General features: G+C 62.1%; 15 protein-coding genes. 4 read left to right on the top strand and 11 right to left on the bottom strand.

All coding sequences use genetic code 11. The annotated features are described in order from the left end of the window. Positions 1–52: 52 nt before the first annotated feature. Positions 53–175 (bottom strand): hypothetical protein, encoded by a 123-nt coding sequence (locus ABMA32_RS21165; protein WP_349015782.1) that lies wholly within the window; start codon positions 173–175, stop codon positions 53–55. A 223-nt stretch (positions 176–398) separates the two neighbouring features. Between ABMA32_RS21165 and ABMA32_RS21170 the strand changes: the two genes are divergently transcribed. After that, the gene (locus ABMA32_RS21170; RefSeq protein ID WP_349015783.1) at positions 399–1,139 is read left to right on the top strand and encodes a L,D-transpeptidase; all 741 of its coding nucleotides are present in this window, start codon (positions 399–401) and stop codon (positions 1,137–1,139) included. 123 nt (positions 1,140–1,262) lie between these two features. Here ABMA32_RS21170 and gabT read toward each other — a convergent pair whose 3' ends face one another. The 8 genes from gabT to ABMA32_RS21210 form a co-directional block, all read right to left on the bottom strand. Continuing rightward, positions 1,263–2,549 carry a 4-aminobutyrate--2-oxoglutarate transaminase gene (gene gabT / locus ABMA32_RS21175; protein WP_349015784.1) on the bottom strand — a complete coding sequence of 429 codons (1,287 nt, stop codon included), beginning with the start codon at positions 2,547–2,549 and terminating at the stop codon, positions 1,263–1,265. Between the two features lie 93 nt (positions 2,550–2,642). Continuing rightward, positions 2,643–3,809 carry a diphosphate--fructose-6-phosphate 1-phosphotransferase gene (locus ABMA32_RS21180; RefSeq protein WP_349015785.1) on the bottom strand — a complete coding sequence of 389 codons (1,167 nt, stop codon included), beginning with the start codon at positions 3,807–3,809 and terminating at the stop codon, positions 2,643–2,645. Between the two features lie 98 nt (positions 3,810–3,907). Beyond that, positions 3,908–4,717, bottom strand: coding sequence for an endonuclease/exonuclease/phosphatase family protein (locus ABMA32_RS21185; protein ID WP_349015975.1), 810 nt, complete (start codon positions 4,715–4,717; stop codon positions 3,908–3,910). A 227-nt stretch (positions 4,718–4,944) separates the two neighbouring features. Then, the gene (locus ABMA32_RS21190; protein ID WP_349015786.1) at positions 4,945–6,465 is read right to left on the bottom strand and encodes a phospholipase D family protein; all 1,521 of its coding nucleotides are present in this window, start codon (positions 6,463–6,465) and stop codon (positions 4,945–4,947) included. Positions 6,466–6,524: 59 nt separating this feature from the next. Continuing rightward, positions 6,525–7,379 carry an amidohydrolase family protein gene (locus ABMA32_RS21195; RefSeq protein WP_349015787.1) on the bottom strand — a complete coding sequence of 285 codons (855 nt, stop codon included), beginning with the start codon at positions 7,377–7,379 and terminating at the stop codon, positions 6,525–6,527. Positions 7,380–7,469: 90 nt separating this feature from the next. After that, a complete protein-coding gene (locus tag ABMA32_RS21200) occupies positions 7,470–8,237 on the bottom strand; it encodes a FadR/GntR family transcriptional regulator (protein WP_349015788.1) in 768 nt (255 codons plus the stop codon). 82 nt (positions 8,238–8,319) lie between these two features. After that, the gene (locus tag ABMA32_RS21205) at positions 8,320–9,315 is read right to left on the bottom strand and encodes a substrate-binding domain-containing protein (protein ID WP_349015789.1); all 996 of its coding nucleotides are present in this window, start codon (positions 9,313–9,315) and stop codon (positions 8,320–8,322) included. 50 nt (positions 9,316–9,365) lie between these two features. Then, on the bottom strand, positions 9,366–10,346 hold the full coding sequence (locus ABMA32_RS21210) for an NAD-dependent epimerase/dehydratase family protein (RefSeq protein WP_349015790.1): 981 nt from the start codon (positions 10,344–10,346) through the stop codon (positions 9,366–9,368). Between the two features lie 214 nt (positions 10,347–10,560). Here ABMA32_RS21210 and ABMA32_RS21215 point away from each other — a divergent pair, with 214 nt between their 5' ends. From ABMA32_RS21215 to ABMA32_RS21225, 3 genes are read left to right on the top strand one after another with little or no spacing between them, the layout of a single operon-like run. After that, entirely contained in the window at positions 10,561–11,322 is a 762-nt protein-coding gene (locus ABMA32_RS21215; RefSeq protein ID WP_349015976.1) for an ATP-binding cassette domain-containing protein, read from the top strand. 14 nt (positions 11,323–11,336) lie between these two features. Next, positions 11,337–12,335, top strand: a complete 999-nt coding sequence (locus ABMA32_RS21220; RefSeq protein WP_349015791.1) for an ABC transporter permease — start codon at positions 11,337–11,339, stop codon at positions 12,333–12,335. 13 nt (positions 12,336–12,348) lie between these two features. Then, positions 12,349–13,113: an SDR family oxidoreductase gene (locus ABMA32_RS21225; protein ID WP_349015792.1), complete on the top strand. Its 765-nt coding sequence runs from the start codon at positions 12,349–12,351 to the stop codon at positions 13,111–13,113. 61 nt (positions 13,114–13,174) lie between these two features. Here the strand turns inward: ABMA32_RS21225 and ABMA32_RS21230 are convergent, their stop codons facing one another. Then, on the bottom strand, positions 13,175–14,080 hold the full coding sequence (locus ABMA32_RS21230; RefSeq protein ID WP_349015793.1) for an NAD-dependent epimerase/dehydratase family protein: 906 nt from the start codon (positions 14,078–14,080) through the stop codon (positions 13,175–13,177). 68 nt (positions 14,081–14,148) lie between these two features. Next, complete coding sequence (locus ABMA32_RS21235; RefSeq protein WP_349015794.1) at positions 14,149–15,585, bottom strand: aldehyde dehydrogenase family protein; 1,437 nt, start codon at positions 15,583–15,585, stop codon at positions 14,149–14,151. Positions 15,586–16,096: the final 511 nt, after the last annotated feature.

Here is a 16,096-nt window from a genome sequence, read left to right on the forward strand (position 1 = left end):
CCGGATTAGGAACGGAAAGGCGACGGCGGGCAAGCCCGCCTAGTTCTCGAGCTCAGCGAGCGCCGACCATCGCACTCAAGATCTCGGCGAAGCTGGAATTCGCTCCCAGCACAAGGACAGCCGCAACGAAGGCCGCGGCGAACAGCGCAAGGTCGGTCTTCAAATTGTGGCTCATCTTTCCCTCTCTCGTTGGAGCCGAAACTAGCCAGCGGTTTCGGGAGAGATTGTGACGGCCAAAAGGTCTTTGTGTGCCGCAATCGACTGCCATTTGCGACGCAGGCATGCGAAAAACACCGCAACACCTTGCAGCACTTGGCTTTCATATTTCGTAAACTACGAATCCCTAAAATTGAGGAAGCTCCGGCAATGTGCCGCAGTGTGTTCGAGTGGTCGTACCCGTGTCCAAAGCGTCCGTTGCCCAGCTTTCCGCCTCGCAGGAATCTCGCCAGTCCATCTCGCGCCGTACCGCGCTTCTGGGTCTCGGCTCGACGGCGTTGCTCGCCGGCGCCGGATGCTCCACGATGGAGATGCCAAGCCTCCAGCTCGACGACATGTCGACCGGTTCCATCCGCCCGAAGATCAGCGTCGACCGGAATGTAACGACACCGCAGCTTATGTACGCATCCTTCACTGATGAAGGCTTCACGCTGCCGGAAATCCCCTATCAGAAGATCGAGCCAAAATGGCGGCGGCAGGTCGTGGTGGACCCGACCGGCGAGGCGCCCGGCACCATCGTGGTCAGGCTGCAGGAGCGTTTTCTCTACTACGTGCAGCCCGGCGGCGACGCCCTGCGCTACGGCGTCGGTATCGGCCGCGAGGGCTTCCTCTGGAACGGCCGCGCCAATATCCAGTACGGCAAGAAATGGCCGCGATGGACGCCGCCGCCGGAGATGATCCAGCGCAGGCCGGACCTTGAAAAATGGCGCGGCGGACAGCCCGGCGGCCTGGACAATCCGCTCGGCGCGCGCGCGCTCTACATCTTCCGCGACGGCCAGGACACAGGCTACCGCATCCACGGCTCTCCCGAGTGGTGGACCATCGGCCAGGCCATGTCGTCCGGCTGCGTGCGCATGATCAACCAGGACGTCATCGACCTCTACAACCGCGTCAACGGCAAGACGCCCGTGGTGGTGGGATAGACATCGTTCCACGGGGGGTTCTCAAAAACCTTCTCATACGGGCACGTTGCGTCGTTACCACGCCCTGCAATCGCAGTCTGGCTTTTGGTTTTCGTTTGCCCATGACGGAGGCGGGAAACCGCCCTACCCGTTCGCGATCACCAGCGCGCGCTCCAGCTTCGCCATGCCTTCCGCCAGCACCTCGTCGGAGATGGTGAGCGGCATGAGGATCCGGATCGTGTTGGCGTGGACACCGCAGGACAGCAGCACCAGCCCTTCGGCGAGTGCTGCCGAGGTCACGCGCTTCGTTGCGTCCGCATCCGGCTCCTCGCCGCCACGCGCCTTGACCACGTCGAAGGCGATCATCGCGCCCGGACCGCGGATCGCCGACATGGCCACCGTGTCGTTGCGCTGGGATATGCGCTGGAGATCGTCCTTGATCTTCTTGCCCAGCGTGTTGGCGCGCTCGACCAGCTTTTCCTCCTCGATCACGTCAAGCACCGCGAGTGCCGCCGCGCAGGCAAGCGGGCTGCCTGCATAGGTGCCGCCGAGACCGCCCGGCTCCGGGCCGTCCATGACATCGGCCCGGCCGACGACGCCGGACAGCGGGAAACCGCCGGCAAGGGACTTGGCGATGGTCATGATGTCAGGCTCGACGCCGGAATGCTCGATGCCGAACAGCTTGCCGGTGCGCGCAAAGCCGGTCTGCACCTCGTCGGCGATGAGCAGGATGCCATGCTGGTCGCAGAGCTTGCGAAGGCCCTCGAGCAGTTCCGTCGGCGCGGGATGGAAACCACCCTCGCCCTGCACCGGCTCCAGGATGAAGGCGGCGACATTGACCGGATCGACATCGGCGCGGAACAGATACTCGATGGCGCGCAGCGAATCCGCGACCGTGACGCCGAACTGCGGCACCGGGAACGGCGCATGCCAGACGCCACCGGGCATCGGCCCGAACTTCTTCTTGTAGGGCGCAACCTTGCCGGTCAGCGCCGATGCCATCAGCGTGCGGCCGTGGAAGGAGCCGGAAAAGGCGATGACATTGGTGCGGCCGGTAAAGGCGCGCGCGATCTTGACCGCGTTCTCGACGGCCTCAGCGCCGGTCGAGAACAGCAGCGACTTCACCGGGCCGGAGATCGGAACGAGCTTGTTCAGCCGCTCGCAGAGCTCGATATACGGCTCGTAGGGCACGATCTGGAAGGCGGTGTGGGTGAAGGCGTCGAGCTGCTTCTTGACCGCCGCGATCACCTTGGGATGGCGGTGGCCTGTATTCAGCACCGCAATGCCGCCGGCAAAATCGATGAAGCGCTTGCCGTCCTTGTCCCAGAGCTCAGAGCCTTCGGCTCGTTCGGCGAAGACCGGATAGGCGGTGGCAACGCCACGTGGAATGGCCGCAGTGCGCCGGGCCTGAAGGTCCGAATTGGTCGACATGGAAATCCCTCTACTAAGACAAGTAGGCTTCATCCTACAGGCGACAGCGCGCCAGCGAAACGAAGATCGATTGCGCCAGACGACAGTTGCCCGTCAGACAAACGGCTTGGCGACGTCGAATTTCCTCGGCACCAACCGATTCATATACGCCATGCCCTTGTCGGTCAGGCCAGTCCCCTCGGCGGTGATGAAGTCATCGGGCATGTGGCGCGTCTTCGCCGCCACGTTCGACAGCGGCACGATCTTCAGGACGGTCTTGGTCCCGTCATACTGCAGCGCCACGGACCCGCCGCCCTGCGCAGCCGCCTCGACCGCATAGACGCCAGCGTCGAACGCTTCCTGCTGATCGACCTTGCTGATCGCGCCGACATAGCCGCGCGGCATGTAGCCGAGCGCATCAACGCGGGCGCGCTTGCCCGGCAGGCCTTCCGCCAGAGCCGTCTCGAAGGCGCGGTTGAGGTCGGAGCCCGAAAGCTTGACGTTGCCATGCGCGTCGCGCTCGACCCTGTCCGGGCCGACGATGCTCTCGACCAGCGACGTGCCTTCGGCTGTCTGGACACCCTCGGACACCGCGACGATGCAGCGCTTGTGCTTGTCGAGCCTGGACTTCACGTCGTCGAGGAAACGTTTCACGGAGAAGGCACGCTCGGGCAGGTAGATCAGATGCGGCCCGCTGTCCTCGTCGATGCGCCATGCCGCCGACGCGGCGGTCAGGAAGCCGGCATGACGGCCCATGACGATGGCGACATAAACGCCCGGCAGCGCGCGGAAATCGAGATCGACCGAGAGGAACGCGCCGGCGACGAACTCGGCGGCCGAGATGAAGCCCGGCGTATGGTCGTTTTCCATCAGGTCGTTGTCGATGGTTTTTGGCGCATGCACGAACGCAATCGAGCCGCCGGATGCATCTGTAAGGATCTGCTGCGTGCCGGAGGTATCGTTGCCGCCGATATAGATGAACGCCTGCGCATCGACCTTTTGCAGCCCCTTGAGCACGAGATCGCAATAGGCTGCGTCGGGCTTGTCACGCGTCGAGCCGAGGCCGGAGCTCGGGGTGCCGGCGAACAGCTGCAACTGCTGTTCGGAGAGGTCGGAGAGTGTGACGAAATCGCCATCGCGCACGCCGCGCACGCCAAAGCGGGACCCCAGCACACGTGCCTTCGGATAGCGCTTCATGATTTCCAGCGTGGCGCCGGCGACCGTCTGGTTGATCACCGCCGTCGGCCCGCCGCCCTGCGCGATCACGAAGGTCTCTGCCATGTCGAAAATCCTCTCAATAATGCCCTGATGAGCAACCAATGCCTGCGTTTGGCGACGAGCGCAACAGGCCGGAGATCATGCGATTCGATTGAAAGCCGCTACGAGCCGACCTCGTTCAGCACGAGTTCTTCGTGCCCGCGCATTTCCTTCAGCGCCGCTGCTATATCGATGGTCGCCTTCAGGGGAAGATGGTCGGACGCGACCTTGGCCAGCGCACTGTCGTGAACCTGCATCGCCGTTACCAAACCGGGCGACCCGATGACGCGGTCGAGCGCGATGAAGGGGAAATAGGACGGAAACGAAAAATGGTTCTGACTGAGGGGACCGAAGACGGGCTTGAGCTCAAGCAGGGATGATTTCCGGCCCGGCCGCCACTCGTTGAGGTCGCCCACCAGCAGGATCGGCACCTGGGGTCCCTGTTCGATGGCGTCGAGGATAGAGCGCACCTGCCAGCGCCGGCTCCGGCGCAACAGCCCGAGATGGGCGGCAACGAGGCGAAGCGGCCCGGCGGGAAGGTCGAGATCAACGACCAGCGCTCCGCGTGGCTCGGCGCTTGGCAGCGCAAGACGGCGCATGTCACGGACCTCGCCCTTGCGCAGGAAGAGCGCATTGCCATGCCAGCCATGACCATCCGCTTCCTCGGATGTCGGGATGAGCGTCAGCCCCGCATCGCGCTCCAGAGCCTTGAGATCGAGCAGGCCCGAGCGGCGGCCGAACCGCTTGTCGGCCTCCTGGATGGCCACCACGTCTGCGCCCAGTTCCGTGATGACGGATGCGATGCGGCCCGGATCGAACCGCCCGTCTGTGCCGATGCATTTATGCACGTTGTAGGAAGCGATGACCATTTCGTGGTCGCCATTCGCTTTCACGCCGCCCTTCGGGGCGCGCTCGTCGCCGGCCGCCTGCATGGTTTGAAGACGTGTCCTGAGCCGCGCCTTCAGCGCGGTGAAGCGGGATTTCCTCCTCAGCCGTGCGAGCAGCACCGGATCGAGAAACGTACGGCGTTTGGGCATCCGTTCAACCTGCCGGGCATTTAGGACATGTGTTTAGCGCTACCTTTCAGGGAGGAAAAGCCGTCAAAGCACTGAAGGTTTCGTTACCGACAGGGAACCGGTCCAGACCACGGCCGCAGGCGTCAGAGCTGGCTCTCGACAGGCAGCATGCTGACCAGTCCGGCCAGCGCTCGACGCCGCACGGTGGCGTCCGGTTCGTGATCGACGATGCCGCTGTCGTCATGCCACAGCGTCGCGCCGTCGCGCAGGACAACGCGGTAGCTGTGGGTCGCTTCTGTTTCTTCCGCGAAGACGGACTGCATCTCGCGCGCTAGCCCGGCGTGGTCGAAAAGTACGCCCATCTCCGTGTTCAGGGACGCGGAACGCGGATCGAAGTTGAACGACCCGATGAAGCCGCGCTGTCCGTCTACCACGAACGCCTTGGTATGAAGGCTGGCTCCCCGCGACCCAAACAGGGAAACATTCTTCTTACCATGCCGCGCGCGCAGTTCGAACAGCCTCACGCCGCCCTGCAGCAGCTTCTTCCGGAAGCGGGAATAGGCTCCGTGAACAGCTGTGACGTCCGTAGCGGCAAGCGAATTCGTGAGCACGGATATTCGCACTCCCTTTCCAGCAAGGTCGAGGAACATGCGCACGCCACTTTCAAGCGGGATGAAATAGGGCGAGGTGATCTGGATGCTCCTCTCGGCCCGGGAGAGGATCGGACGGATAGCGGGCACCAGCCCGCCATCGCTGCCTTTTTGCACGCACTTCTCCGGCGGGTCCGAGACTATGGCCGCATCGGCAGTCCAGTGCATGCCCGAGCCGGAGGCGACTGAACGGAGCGCATCGTCTACTCGCCCGAGATACTCGCCACTGCGCTTCGACAGGACGCGACGCTGCAAGCGCCTGCGCAAGCGAGCCAGGTCTGCGCGGTGCAGCCAATCCGCCAGGTTGCGTATCGGCGAAACCATCTCGCTGTTCCAGAAGCGATCGAACATCTGTTCTGCTTCCTGAACGGCAGGGCCGACCAGGGACACGTCCATGTCGCGGAAATTCGATTCTTCCGAGGCGTCGAAATAAGCGTCGCCGATGTTCCGTCCGCCGACGATCGCGACCCGCCCGTCGGCAATCCACACCTTGTTGTGCATGCGGCGATTGACGCGCCAGAAGCGTACGACCATTTCCAGCCCGCGCAGGAAAGCGCCTTCCCGGCAGCGAAGCGGATTGTAGAGACGCACCTCGATATTCGGGTGCCGGTCCAGCGCGCGGTAGTTTGAATCGCGGCCGAGCGCATTGATGTCGTCGAGCAGCAGGCGGACCCGAACGCCGCGATCCGCCGCATCCAGCACCTCGCTGGCAAGCAGCCTTCCTGTGAGGTCGTCTTTCCAGTAGTAATATTGCAGGTCGAGACTGCGTTCGGCCATGCGCGCAACGGCAGCGCGCGTGGCGAAGGCCTCGACATTGTCGGTGAGCAGGCGCAGGCCCACCTTGTGGGGATGTCGGGACGTGATGGCCGAGATTGTCCGGTCGAGCAGTGTAGTGGGTACGTCCGTACGGAAAGCGGTGGAGGCTGAACCAACCGATCTTGTGGCCATGCGGCCGTAGAGCATCACTGCGAAAAACGCGGCAGGGGTGATGAGGATAATGACCCACCAGAACATGCGACGCGACCGGAGCTCCCAGATGACCAGTCCGGTCGCGTTTAGGCGTCCGGGACTCCCTAACGCTCGACAGCCAGTCCGAGTTTCCACAGACGGTCGGCATTTTTCCAGAAAAGCGAATCCCGCTCATCGTTGGAGCAGCCTTCGAGGATGGCATGCGTGGCTGCCACCCAGGCGAGCAGGCCGCCGCCGAGCGTGCAAACCGGCCAATCGCTGCCCCACACGACGCGGTCCCAGCCGAAGCAGTCGATGACATGTTCAGCATAGGGTCGCAGCGTTTCCGCCGTCCAGGTTTCCCTGTCCGTATAGGCGACGATGCCGGAAATCTTGGCCATCAGGTTCGGCCGCGCCGCCAGTTCGGTGATGCCACGCTTCCAGCCGTCGAAATCCCCGCTTTTGATGTCGGGAACACCGCAATGGTCGAGGATGAAGGTCACGTCCGGCGCGAGTTCAGTCAGCGCAAGCGCCAGCGGCTGCTGGCGCGGGAACATGCAGATGTCGAAGGTCAGCCGTGTACCAGACAGCCGCTTCACATTCTGGCGAAACAGCGCGCCCTGCGAAATGTCGTCGGACACCGTGTGCAAGATGCGCCGGAAACCCTTCACGAACGGATCGGCGAGCGCACGCTCAAGCATCTCGGGAAAGCCCGGGTCCTCCGCGCGGCAGGCTGAAATCGCACCCCGGATAAGGCTGCCGGGCTTGCCCGATTGGTCGCGGACATACTCGATCTCGTCGGAAATCAGCTGCGGCGCGACATCGACCTCCATGTGCAGCACGTCGGTGATGCCGGATCGCAGGGCGTCCCGCGCATATTCGCCGTAGAGGAAGTCGCGATCGAGAGCCGGCTCGCCGGAAACCCAAGGATAATCAAGTCTTGATTTGTCAATGATATGCAGATGCGTGTCGACGAGCACTATGTCCTCCCACTGATGTATCGACACCATTCATGCGACGCGGCGGCGCCGGGAATCAACCCCTCGCCGGGCATCGAATGATGGACGGCGTCAGCGCCGGTCGCGCCCGATGACTTCGTCGGTGTTGGCGAGCAATTTTCGCACAGCTGCGCGGGCGGCATCGGGCCGCTTCAGCCGTACATTGCGCTCGATTGCCTCATGCAGCTTCTGCGCATGGTGCACGTCGGCCGTTTCACGCGTCACCACGACAAACAAATTGTTGAGCGCTGATTCGATCAGCACGCCGAGCGGCACGAGAAGTTCGTTGCCGGAGGCGCGCAGGATGGCGAGATGAAACCGCGTGTCGGCCTGTGTCCGTATGGCGAGCGAGCTTGCCTCGCCCATCTCGCGGCAGGCGGCGCTTATCTCTTCCATTTGCTCGTCGCTGCGGCGCTCCGCCGCCAGCGCCGTCGCCTCTGGCTCGATGATGTGGCGGAATTCCTGAACGGTGCGCAGGAAAGCTTCGCGATCGGGCGCCGACGCATACCAGCTCAGCACATCGCGATCGAGCAGGTTCCAGCGCTCGCGCGGCTCGACCCAGCTTCCGACTTTGGGACGGGACGAAAGCAGGCTCTTCGCCATCAGCATCTTGATGGCCTCGCGCACTGCGGACCGGCTGACGTCGAAGGTTTCGGACCATTTGGCTTCGTTGGGCAGGATCGTGCCCGGCGGGTAATCGCCCCGCACGATCCTCGCCCCGATCTCGTTCGCGAGCGATGCATGTACGCTCGCCCCGGCGACCAGTGATCCCCCGAACCCCTTGCCCCGATCCGACTGAACAGATCCGGGTACCGATGTGTTGTGTGGCTTTCGCCTCATGAACTGTCCCCCGCCCTGCCTAACCAGTTCTGGCTGTCCGGGCAAGGTGAGGACGCGCCCTTTCGGGCGCGTCCTGCCTGACCTACTTCTGGATGCAGGTGTCGGCGTTATCCTTGGTGCACTCGTCGAGACCCGTGAACACCGGATCGGCAACTTCCTTGCCCTGGATAAGGTCGATCATGACGGATGGTGCCTTGTAGCCCATCTCGAAGGGACGCTGACCGACGAGCGCCGAAACGAGGCCCTCTTTCGCGATCGCGACCTCTTCGCCGATCGTGTCGGCGGCAGAGATAACGAAATCACCGCTGGCCAGACGATCGGCCAGAGGCTTGGTGAAGTCGCGATAAGGCTGCGGCGCCATGAACAGCGGCCAGCCGCCCATGATGCCGAAGCCGTCGAGCTCCGGATTTGCGGCCATGATATCGACCATTGCCTGCACGCCCTTCACGCCGTCGTCGTTGGTGAAGACCGGGCAGCCGGCGACTTCGGTCCAACCGCCCTCACCCGCCAGCGCAGCGAGTCCCTTCTGGCCGGACAACGCATCGCGGAAGCCCTGCGCACGCTGCAGGATGTTGTCGGCAGCCGGGTTGCCCTGAATGGTGCAGACGGTGCCGCCGTTCGGCTTCGACTTCTTGAAGTACTCGCCGATCCGGAAGCCCATCAAATAGTTGTCGGTGCCGAGATAGGTCTTGCGCAGGCCGGCGTCTTCCTTGGTCAGGTCGGCATCAAGCGTCATGACCGGGATGGACGGGTTGGCGTTCTTGATCGTCTGGGCGATCAGCGGCGCGTTGGATGGCGAGATCGCGATCGCAGCCGTCGAAGGCTTGGCGAGCATGTCGGCGACGATCTGGGCTTCGCCCGCCTCGTCGGACGTCGATGCCGGGCCGGTGTAGAAGCACTCGAATTCCGAGTCAGCGTTCTCGGAGTTCCACTTCTGACAGCCCTGATTGATCGATTCGAAGAAGGCGTTATCAAGCCCCTTCACGACAATCACGAGCTGCTTCTTCTCCTGGGCCACGGCCTGGCTCACGCCAAGCGCCATCGCCGCGGTCGCAGCAAGCAACAAAAGTTTCCTCATGGACTTCCTCCCTTTGAAAAAGACGGGAGCGGATGCTCCCGCCAACCACATCAACCCGGATAGTAAACGACACGCGGATCTTCACTCCCGCGCTCGTACTCCCACGCCGAATCGACAAGCATTTCGAGATCGTATTCCGGCTCCCAGTCGAGCAAGTACTTTGCCTTGCTGTTATCCATCCAGTTGGAATGGAAGGAACTGGAGATCTCGATCGAATCCAGACCGCGCGTGCGCGCGAGATAGTCCGCCAACTCGCCGTAATCGACGGGTCGGTCCATTGAAATATTGAAGAGCTGGCGCTTGGCGCGCGGGTTGTCGATGGCCGCCACGATCGCTTCGACGAGGTCGTTGACATGCACGAAGTTGCGTCGCAGCGGTCGTCCGTCGGCGTCCTTCAGCAACGGCACGGTGCCTTTCGCGGCATAACGCCGGGCGTCCTCCGCCGGGACCATCTTCTTCCAGTCCGGCCCGCCGAACAGGTCGTCGCCGAAGGACAGCGTATGGCGGAAATCGTCCTTCTCCATGATCCACGGCGCGCGCAGGCAGCAGCCGTTCAGATCGTACTGGATGCCGAACTGCTGCAGCATCACCTCCTCAAGCACCTTGGAGAGCGCGTAGCAGCCCGGGTACGCCATATGCGGCGCATGTTCCGTCAGGGGACCATCGTGCCGGTAGAAGAAATGTCCGACGCCCGCGTCGCCGCCGATCAGGATGAACTGGCGCGCAGCCTTCGACATCCGGAACTCCTCGAGCAGCCAGAACAGCCCCTTCACAGTGACATCCATGACGTCTTCGGGAATCTCCTTGCAGGTGGCAAGGTGAATGACGTGTGTCACATCCTGAAGGGCGCGGGTCACGACAGACCTGTCGGCAATGGAGCCCTTCACGACTTCAAGCCGGTCGCTCTCCGGCATACTGCGATTATGGCAAAGCGCCCGAAGCCGGGCCCGGTCGAAAGACGAGTCGGACAGGAGCCTTGAAACAAGGCTTCGCCCCACCTTCCCGGTTGCGCCAGTAATCAGGATCAGCATGCCTTCCTCCCGAAGGTGGGCTAACCTAATAACCACGCGTTCTCCGCGTCAACTGCTATTGTCCTATTTGTCTTACAAAATATTGACTGGGGCTTCCCGCATTCGATTGACGCCCGCCTGCCTCTCGGCATAAATGCCGTGCGACGCGTCTCCCGGAGGATAGGGGAAGACGGCGACCGGCACAGCCTCGCGACACCACGGCGACCGGTATGCGATACAGGGAGGTAGGCAGGTGGCGGTTCTCGAACTGACCAATGTTTCCAAGCACTTTGGGGCAATCCAGGCGGTAAACGATGTGTCGTTTTCGCTGGAGCCCGGCGAAGTCGTTGGCCTGATGGGCGACAACGGCGCGGGCAAGTCCACGCTTGTGAAAATGATCGCCGGCAATTTTCGCCCCAGCGAAGGCAAGATCAGCATGGAGGGACACGAACTGGTCATGCACAAGCCCGTCGATGCGCGCCATCACGGCATCGAGATCGTGCACCAGGACCTCGCCCTTTGCGACAACCTGACGGCTGCGGCGAACGTCTTTCTCGGACGCGAATTGCGCAAGGGCGTCTGGCCCTTCGCCATCCTCGACTACGGGACCATGTACAAGCGCGCCGGCGAAATCTTCAAGGAACTGAAGTCCGAGACGCGTCCGCGCGATCTCGTCAAGCAGATGTCCGGCGGTCAGCGCCAGGCAGTGGCCATTGCACGAACGAGACTTTCGCAGGCCAAGATCGTGCTGATGGACGAGCCGACCGCCGCCATCTCGGTGCGACAGGTGGCCGAGGTCCTGAACCTCATCCGCAATCTTCGTGACCAGGGGATCGCGGTTATCCTCATCAGCCACCGCATGCCCGACGTGTTCACGGTGGCGGACCGGGTGATCGTCATGCGGCGCGGCCGTAAGGTTGCAGACAAGAAGATCGCGTCGAGCTCGCCGGAGGAGGTTACGGGCCTCATCACCGGCGCAATCGAACAAGCGGCCTAGGCAGGGAGGCGACCATGGCTGTGACACTCGAACAGACGATCGATCACAAGCAGCACAGCTGGGGAAGCAGGCTGGTCAACAGCCAGACCTTCTGGGTTCTGCTTGCCGTGATCGCTGCCTGTATCTTCCTGTCGTTTGCGACCAACGCATTCGCAACGAAGGCGAATTTGTTCAACATCACCCGCAACGTCACCTTCGTTGCGATCATCGCGCTCGGCATGACGCTGGTCATCATCACTGGCGGTATCGACCTTTCGGTCGGCTCGGTGCTCTGCCTGTGTTCGATGGTGCTCGCGGTCGTGATGCATGCCGGCTACGGCATCGAGGTCGGCATCCTCGCGTCGCTGGCGACTGCGATCCTCGTCGGGACCTTCAATGGCGTGTTGATCGCCTATCTGGGCTTCCCGCCATTCGTGGTCACACTCGGAATGCTGTCCATCGCGCGCAGTCTGGCGATGGTCGTCTCGGGCAACACAGTCGTCTTCCAGTTTGGGCCGGACCACGACCTGCTCCTGTCGATCGGCGGCGGCGCATGGTTCTTCGGCATCGCCAACCCCGTCGTCTTCATGGTCTTTTTCGCGCTACTCACCGGTTTTGTGCTGCGCTGGACGAAGTTCGGACGTCACGTCTACGCAATCGGCGGCAACGAGCATGCCGCGACGCTGACAGGTGTTCCGGTCAAGCAGATCAAGGTCGCGGTCTATATCATCTCCGCCTTGTCGGCCGGCGTTGCGGGCATCATACAGACTGGCTGGCTCGGTGCGGTGACGACCAATATCGGCGCAGGCATGGAACTGCAGGTAATCGCCGCTGCCGTCATCGGCGGCGCCAATCTTGCAGGCGGCGTGGGCACCGCTTTCGGCGCGATAGTCGGCGCGGCGCTGATCGAAGTGATTCGCAACAGCCTCGGTCTGCTCGGCATCAATGCCTTCTGGCAGGGCACCTTTATCGGTGGCGCCATCGTGCTGGCGGTGATGTTCGACCGCATCCGCAACTTCAGACAAAGCGATTGATCAAAGCAGGACAATGACGGAACTTTTCAGCCTGAAGGGCAAGCGCGCTCTCGTCACCGGGTCAGCGCAGGGCATTGGCTATGCCCTGATAAAAGGGCTTGGCGAGAGCGGCGCTGAGCTCGTCGTCAACGGTCGTACGGCGGACAAGGTCGAAAAGGCGGTCGCCAGCCTGCGCGAAACAGGTCTCACGGCGGAAGGATCGATCTTCGATGTGGTCGACTCGGCCGCCGTCGAAGCCGAAGTCGCCCGTATCGAAAAGGACATTGGTCCGATCGACATCGTCGTGAACAATGCCGGCATGCAATACCGCATGCCGCTCGAGGAATTCCCCGACGACAAGTGGCAGCAGATCCTGCAGACCAACGTGACCGGCGTCTTCAATGTCGGCAAGGCCGTGGCCAAGCGAATGATCCAGCGCAAGCGCGGCAAGATCATCAACATCGCTTCGGTGATGAGCGAACTCGCACGGCCGACGATCGCGCCCTATACGGCGACCAAGGGCGCCGTGCGCAATCTGACGCGCGGTATGTGCGCCGACTGGGCGAAGCACGGCATCCAGATCAACGCCATCGCTCCCGGCTTCTTCCGCACGGAAATGAACACTGCGCTGTCCGAGAATCCGGAATTCACGGCCTGGTTGGAAAAGCGTACGCCGACCGGCCGCTGGGGAGAGGTGAAGGAACTGGTCGGCGCGGCCGTCTTCCTGGCCTCCGACGCCTCTTCCTTCGTCAACGGCCACACGCTTTATGTCGATGGCGGCCTGACAGCTTCGGTGTAGCGAGCAACTGCAAGCGTCCTCCCTCGGTTTCGAAGGAGGACGCTGCAGGTTTGCGAAGAGTCTATTTCTTCTTTTTCGGCGCGTATTGGCGCCAGTTATGCTGCTGCTTGAAGCCGAGAACCTTCTTCACCTTGCGGTTCGAGAACAACGTCTCGTACTTGCCGAGTTTCCCCTTGACCGGCACCTTCGGATAGAAGCGATCGAGCAGTTCCTGCGTCGTCAGGTCGGCTGACGGATCGTCGTTGGCGGCGTTGAACACCTGGTAGCCGAGCCCGTCCTTCTTGACGGCAAGATCGACGATCTGGCCGAGGTCGCGCGCGTCGATATAGCTCCAGGCGATGCGCTTGCGGAACGCCGGATCCTTGATCCAGTTCGGGATGTAGCCTTCATATTCATGCGGCTCGATGACATTGCCGATGCGCAGCGCATAGATGTCGAAGCCACTCCGGAGCGCAAAGGCGCGCGCCGTCTTCTCATTGATGACCTTGGAGAGCGCATAGGAATCCATCGGGTCGACGTCGTAGTCCTCGTCGAGCGGGAAGTAGGCCGGATCCTTCGGCTCGTTCGCGAAGACGACGCCATAGGTCGTCTCGCTTGACGCCACGACGATCTTCTTGATGCCCAGCTTCACCGCCGCCTCGATGACGTTGTAGGTGCCCATTGTGTTGACGCGGAAAAGCTCGTTGTCCGGCGTGATCATGATGCGCGGGACGGCGGCGAAGTGCACGACGGCGTCGACCGGCTGCGCGCGCAGTGACGGGTCGAACTCGTGCAGGCCCATGTAGCTGGTGAAGGCGTTGAACACCTGTCCGCTGTCGGTGATATCGGTGATCAGCGTCCGGACCTTCGGATTGTCCAGCGGCTTGGTGTCGATGTTGAGCACTTGGTGCCCCTGATCGACGAGATATTTGACGACGTGGCGGCCCGCCTTGCCGCTGCCGCCAGTGAACATGATTCGCTTACCCAATGCTTCCTCCAATATTGCGAGCGAGACCGGTTACTTCGATCAAATCCAAGTAACCGGAAGACTTGTAATTACGGCAGCGTGTAGGCCGTCTTGACGATGGTGAAGAACTCCGCTGCATAGCGGCCCTGCTCGCGCGGCCCGAAAGAGGACGCTTTGCGTCCGCCAAACGGAACATGATAGTCGACGCCGGCGGTCGGAAGGTTGACCATCACCATGCCGGCTTCGGAATTGCGCTTGAAATGGCTCGCGTGCTTCAGGCTGGTCGTGCAGATGCCGGCCGACAGGCCGAAGATTGTGTCGTTGGCGGCGGCGAGTGCGGAATCGTAATCCTTCACCCGCATGACGCTGGCGACCGGCCCGAAAATCTCCTCGCGGTTGATCCGCATGTCGGCGGACGTTTCGGTGAAGAGCGCCGGCTGCAGATAGAAGCCGGGCGTCTCGCGGCTGAGCAGCTCGCCGCCGAATGCGAGCTTTGCACCCTCCTTCTGGCCGATGTCGATGTACGACGTGTCCTGGTCGAGCTGCGACTGATCGACGACGGGGCCGATCTGGGTGCCAGCCTTCAGCGCGTCGCCGACGACCACAGCCTTCAGCTTCTCCGTGACGGCGGCGACAAACTTGTCATGGATACCCTCGGTCACGATCAGGCGCGACGAGGCCGTACAGCGCTGGCCGGTCGAGAAGAAGGCGCCGTTGACCGCGACGTCCACGGCGACGGCGAGATCGGCGTCATCAAGGATCACGAGTGGATTCTTGCCGCCCATTTCGAGCTGGAACTTGCGCATGTGTTCGACGCAGGCAACTGCAACTTTCTTGCCGGTCCCGACCGAACCCGTGAAGGTGATCGCGTCGATGCGCGAATCGTTGAGCATGGCATCGCCGACGACCGATCCGCGGCCCATGACAAGGTTGAAAACACCCTCAGGCACGCCGGCGCGGATGATGATGTCGGCGAGAGCCCAAGCCGAACCCGGCACGAGGTCGGCTGGCTTGAAAACCACGGTGTTTCCATAGGCGAGCGCCGGCGCAATCTTCCAGGCGGGAATCGCGATCGGGAAATTCCAAGGCGTGATGATTCCGATGACACCGACGGGTTCGCGCGTCAGTTCGACATCGATGCCGGGGCGCGTCGACGGGAGCTTTTCACCGCAAAGACGGAGCGTCTCGCCAGAGAAGAAGTCGAAGATTTGGGCGGCGCGCAGGACCTCGCCAACGGCCTCGGGCAGCGTCTTGCCCTCTTCGCGCGCAAGCAATTTGCCGAGTTCGTCCTTCCTGGCAACGATCTCGTCCGAAACCTTCTTCAGAATGTCATGGCGCTGCTGGATCCCGGAGCGCGACCAGGCGGGAAAATCCGCCTTGGCGGCTGCGATCGCCTGATCGGCCTGTTCGCGTGAGGCACGCGCATAGTTTCCGACGACGTCGCCGGTGTTGGACGGATTGATGTTCTCGGCGGCTTCCGCGCCGTCGGTCCAGCTTCCCGCTATAAAATTCTGATGCAACGTCATTTGTCTGATAAATCCCTGTTTGCGCCAGAAGCTAATTGGGCCTGCCGGGCTCGAACTGCAAGCCCGAAAATCGTGGCCGAAAGACAGGAAGCCGATTCGGTCGCGATGGACCGATGACGTGCTGCCAAGATCTGGCTTTCTTGGCGACGACGGCGGAAGAGCGGACGCTATCCGCTTGTCGCAATAGGCAGTGCGAACTCGAAGAGCCGATTCGGAATATGACTTCTTCCAGAAAACAAAAAAGCCCGGACGAGCCGGGCTTTCTGTTTTTGGTTGCGGGGGCAGGATCTAATCTTCACTTGCGCCCCGAGCAAGTAAAGATGGTTGCGGGGACTGGCGTCGATCATAACTTGCGATCGACGCCAGAAAAGATGGTTGCGGGAGCATGCACCCATCTTCACTTGCTGTTCAGGACCGCGGCATAAGTGCCGATCCTTGCCAAGGTTGGGGTCGAGCGTTCGAATCGCTTCACCCGATCCAGTTTTCACCAAGAAACTCAAATACTTAAGAA

The organism is Mesorhizobium quangtriensis, assembly GCF_040081925.1.
In the GTDB taxonomy this organism is placed as follows: Bacteria; Pseudomonadota; Alphaproteobacteria; order Rhizobiales; family Rhizobiaceae; genus Mesorhizobium_K; species Mesorhizobium_K quangtriensis.

Coding starts and splice junctions, on each gene's coding strand:
- ABMA32_RS21200 (WP_349015788.1), bottom strand. CDS start 8,237: ATGAGGCGAAAGCCACACAACACATCGGTACCCGGATCTGTTCAGTCG.
- ABMA32_RS21235 (WP_349015794.1), bottom strand. CDS start 15,585: ATGACGTTGCATCAGAATTTTATAGCGGGAAGCTGGACCGACGGCGCG.
- ABMA32_RS21180 (WP_349015785.1), bottom strand. CDS start 3,809: ATGGCAGAGACCTTCGTGATCGCGCAGGGCGGCGGGCCGACGGCGGTG.
- ABMA32_RS21185 (WP_349015975.1), bottom strand. CDS start 4,717: ATGCAGGCGGCCGGCGACGAGCGCGCCCCGAAGGGCGGCGTGAAAGCG.
- ABMA32_RS21190 (WP_349015786.1), bottom strand. CDS start 6,465: ATGTTCTGGTGGGTCATTATCCTCATCACCCCTGCCGCGTTTTTCGCA.
- ABMA32_RS21220 (WP_349015791.1), top strand. CDS start 11,337: ATGGCTGTGACACTCGAACAGACGATCGATCACAAGCAGCACAGCTGG.
- gabT (WP_349015784.1), bottom strand. CDS start 2,549: ATGTCGACCAATTCGGACCTTCAGGCCCGGCGCACTGCGGCCATTCCA.
- ABMA32_RS21205 (WP_349015789.1), bottom strand. CDS start 9,315: ATGAGGAAACTTTTGTTGCTTGCTGCGACCGCGGCGATGGCGCTTGGC.
- ABMA32_RS21165 (WP_349015782.1), bottom strand. CDS start 175: ATGAGCCACAATTTGAAGACCGACCTTGCGCTGTTCGCCGCGGCCTTC.
- ABMA32_RS21210 (WP_349015790.1), bottom strand. CDS start 10,346: ATGCTGATCCTGATTACTGGCGCAACCGGGAAGGTGGGGCGAAGCCTT.
- ABMA32_RS21225 (WP_349015792.1), top strand. CDS start 12,349: ATGACGGAACTTTTCAGCCTGAAGGGCAAGCGCGCTCTCGTCACCGGG.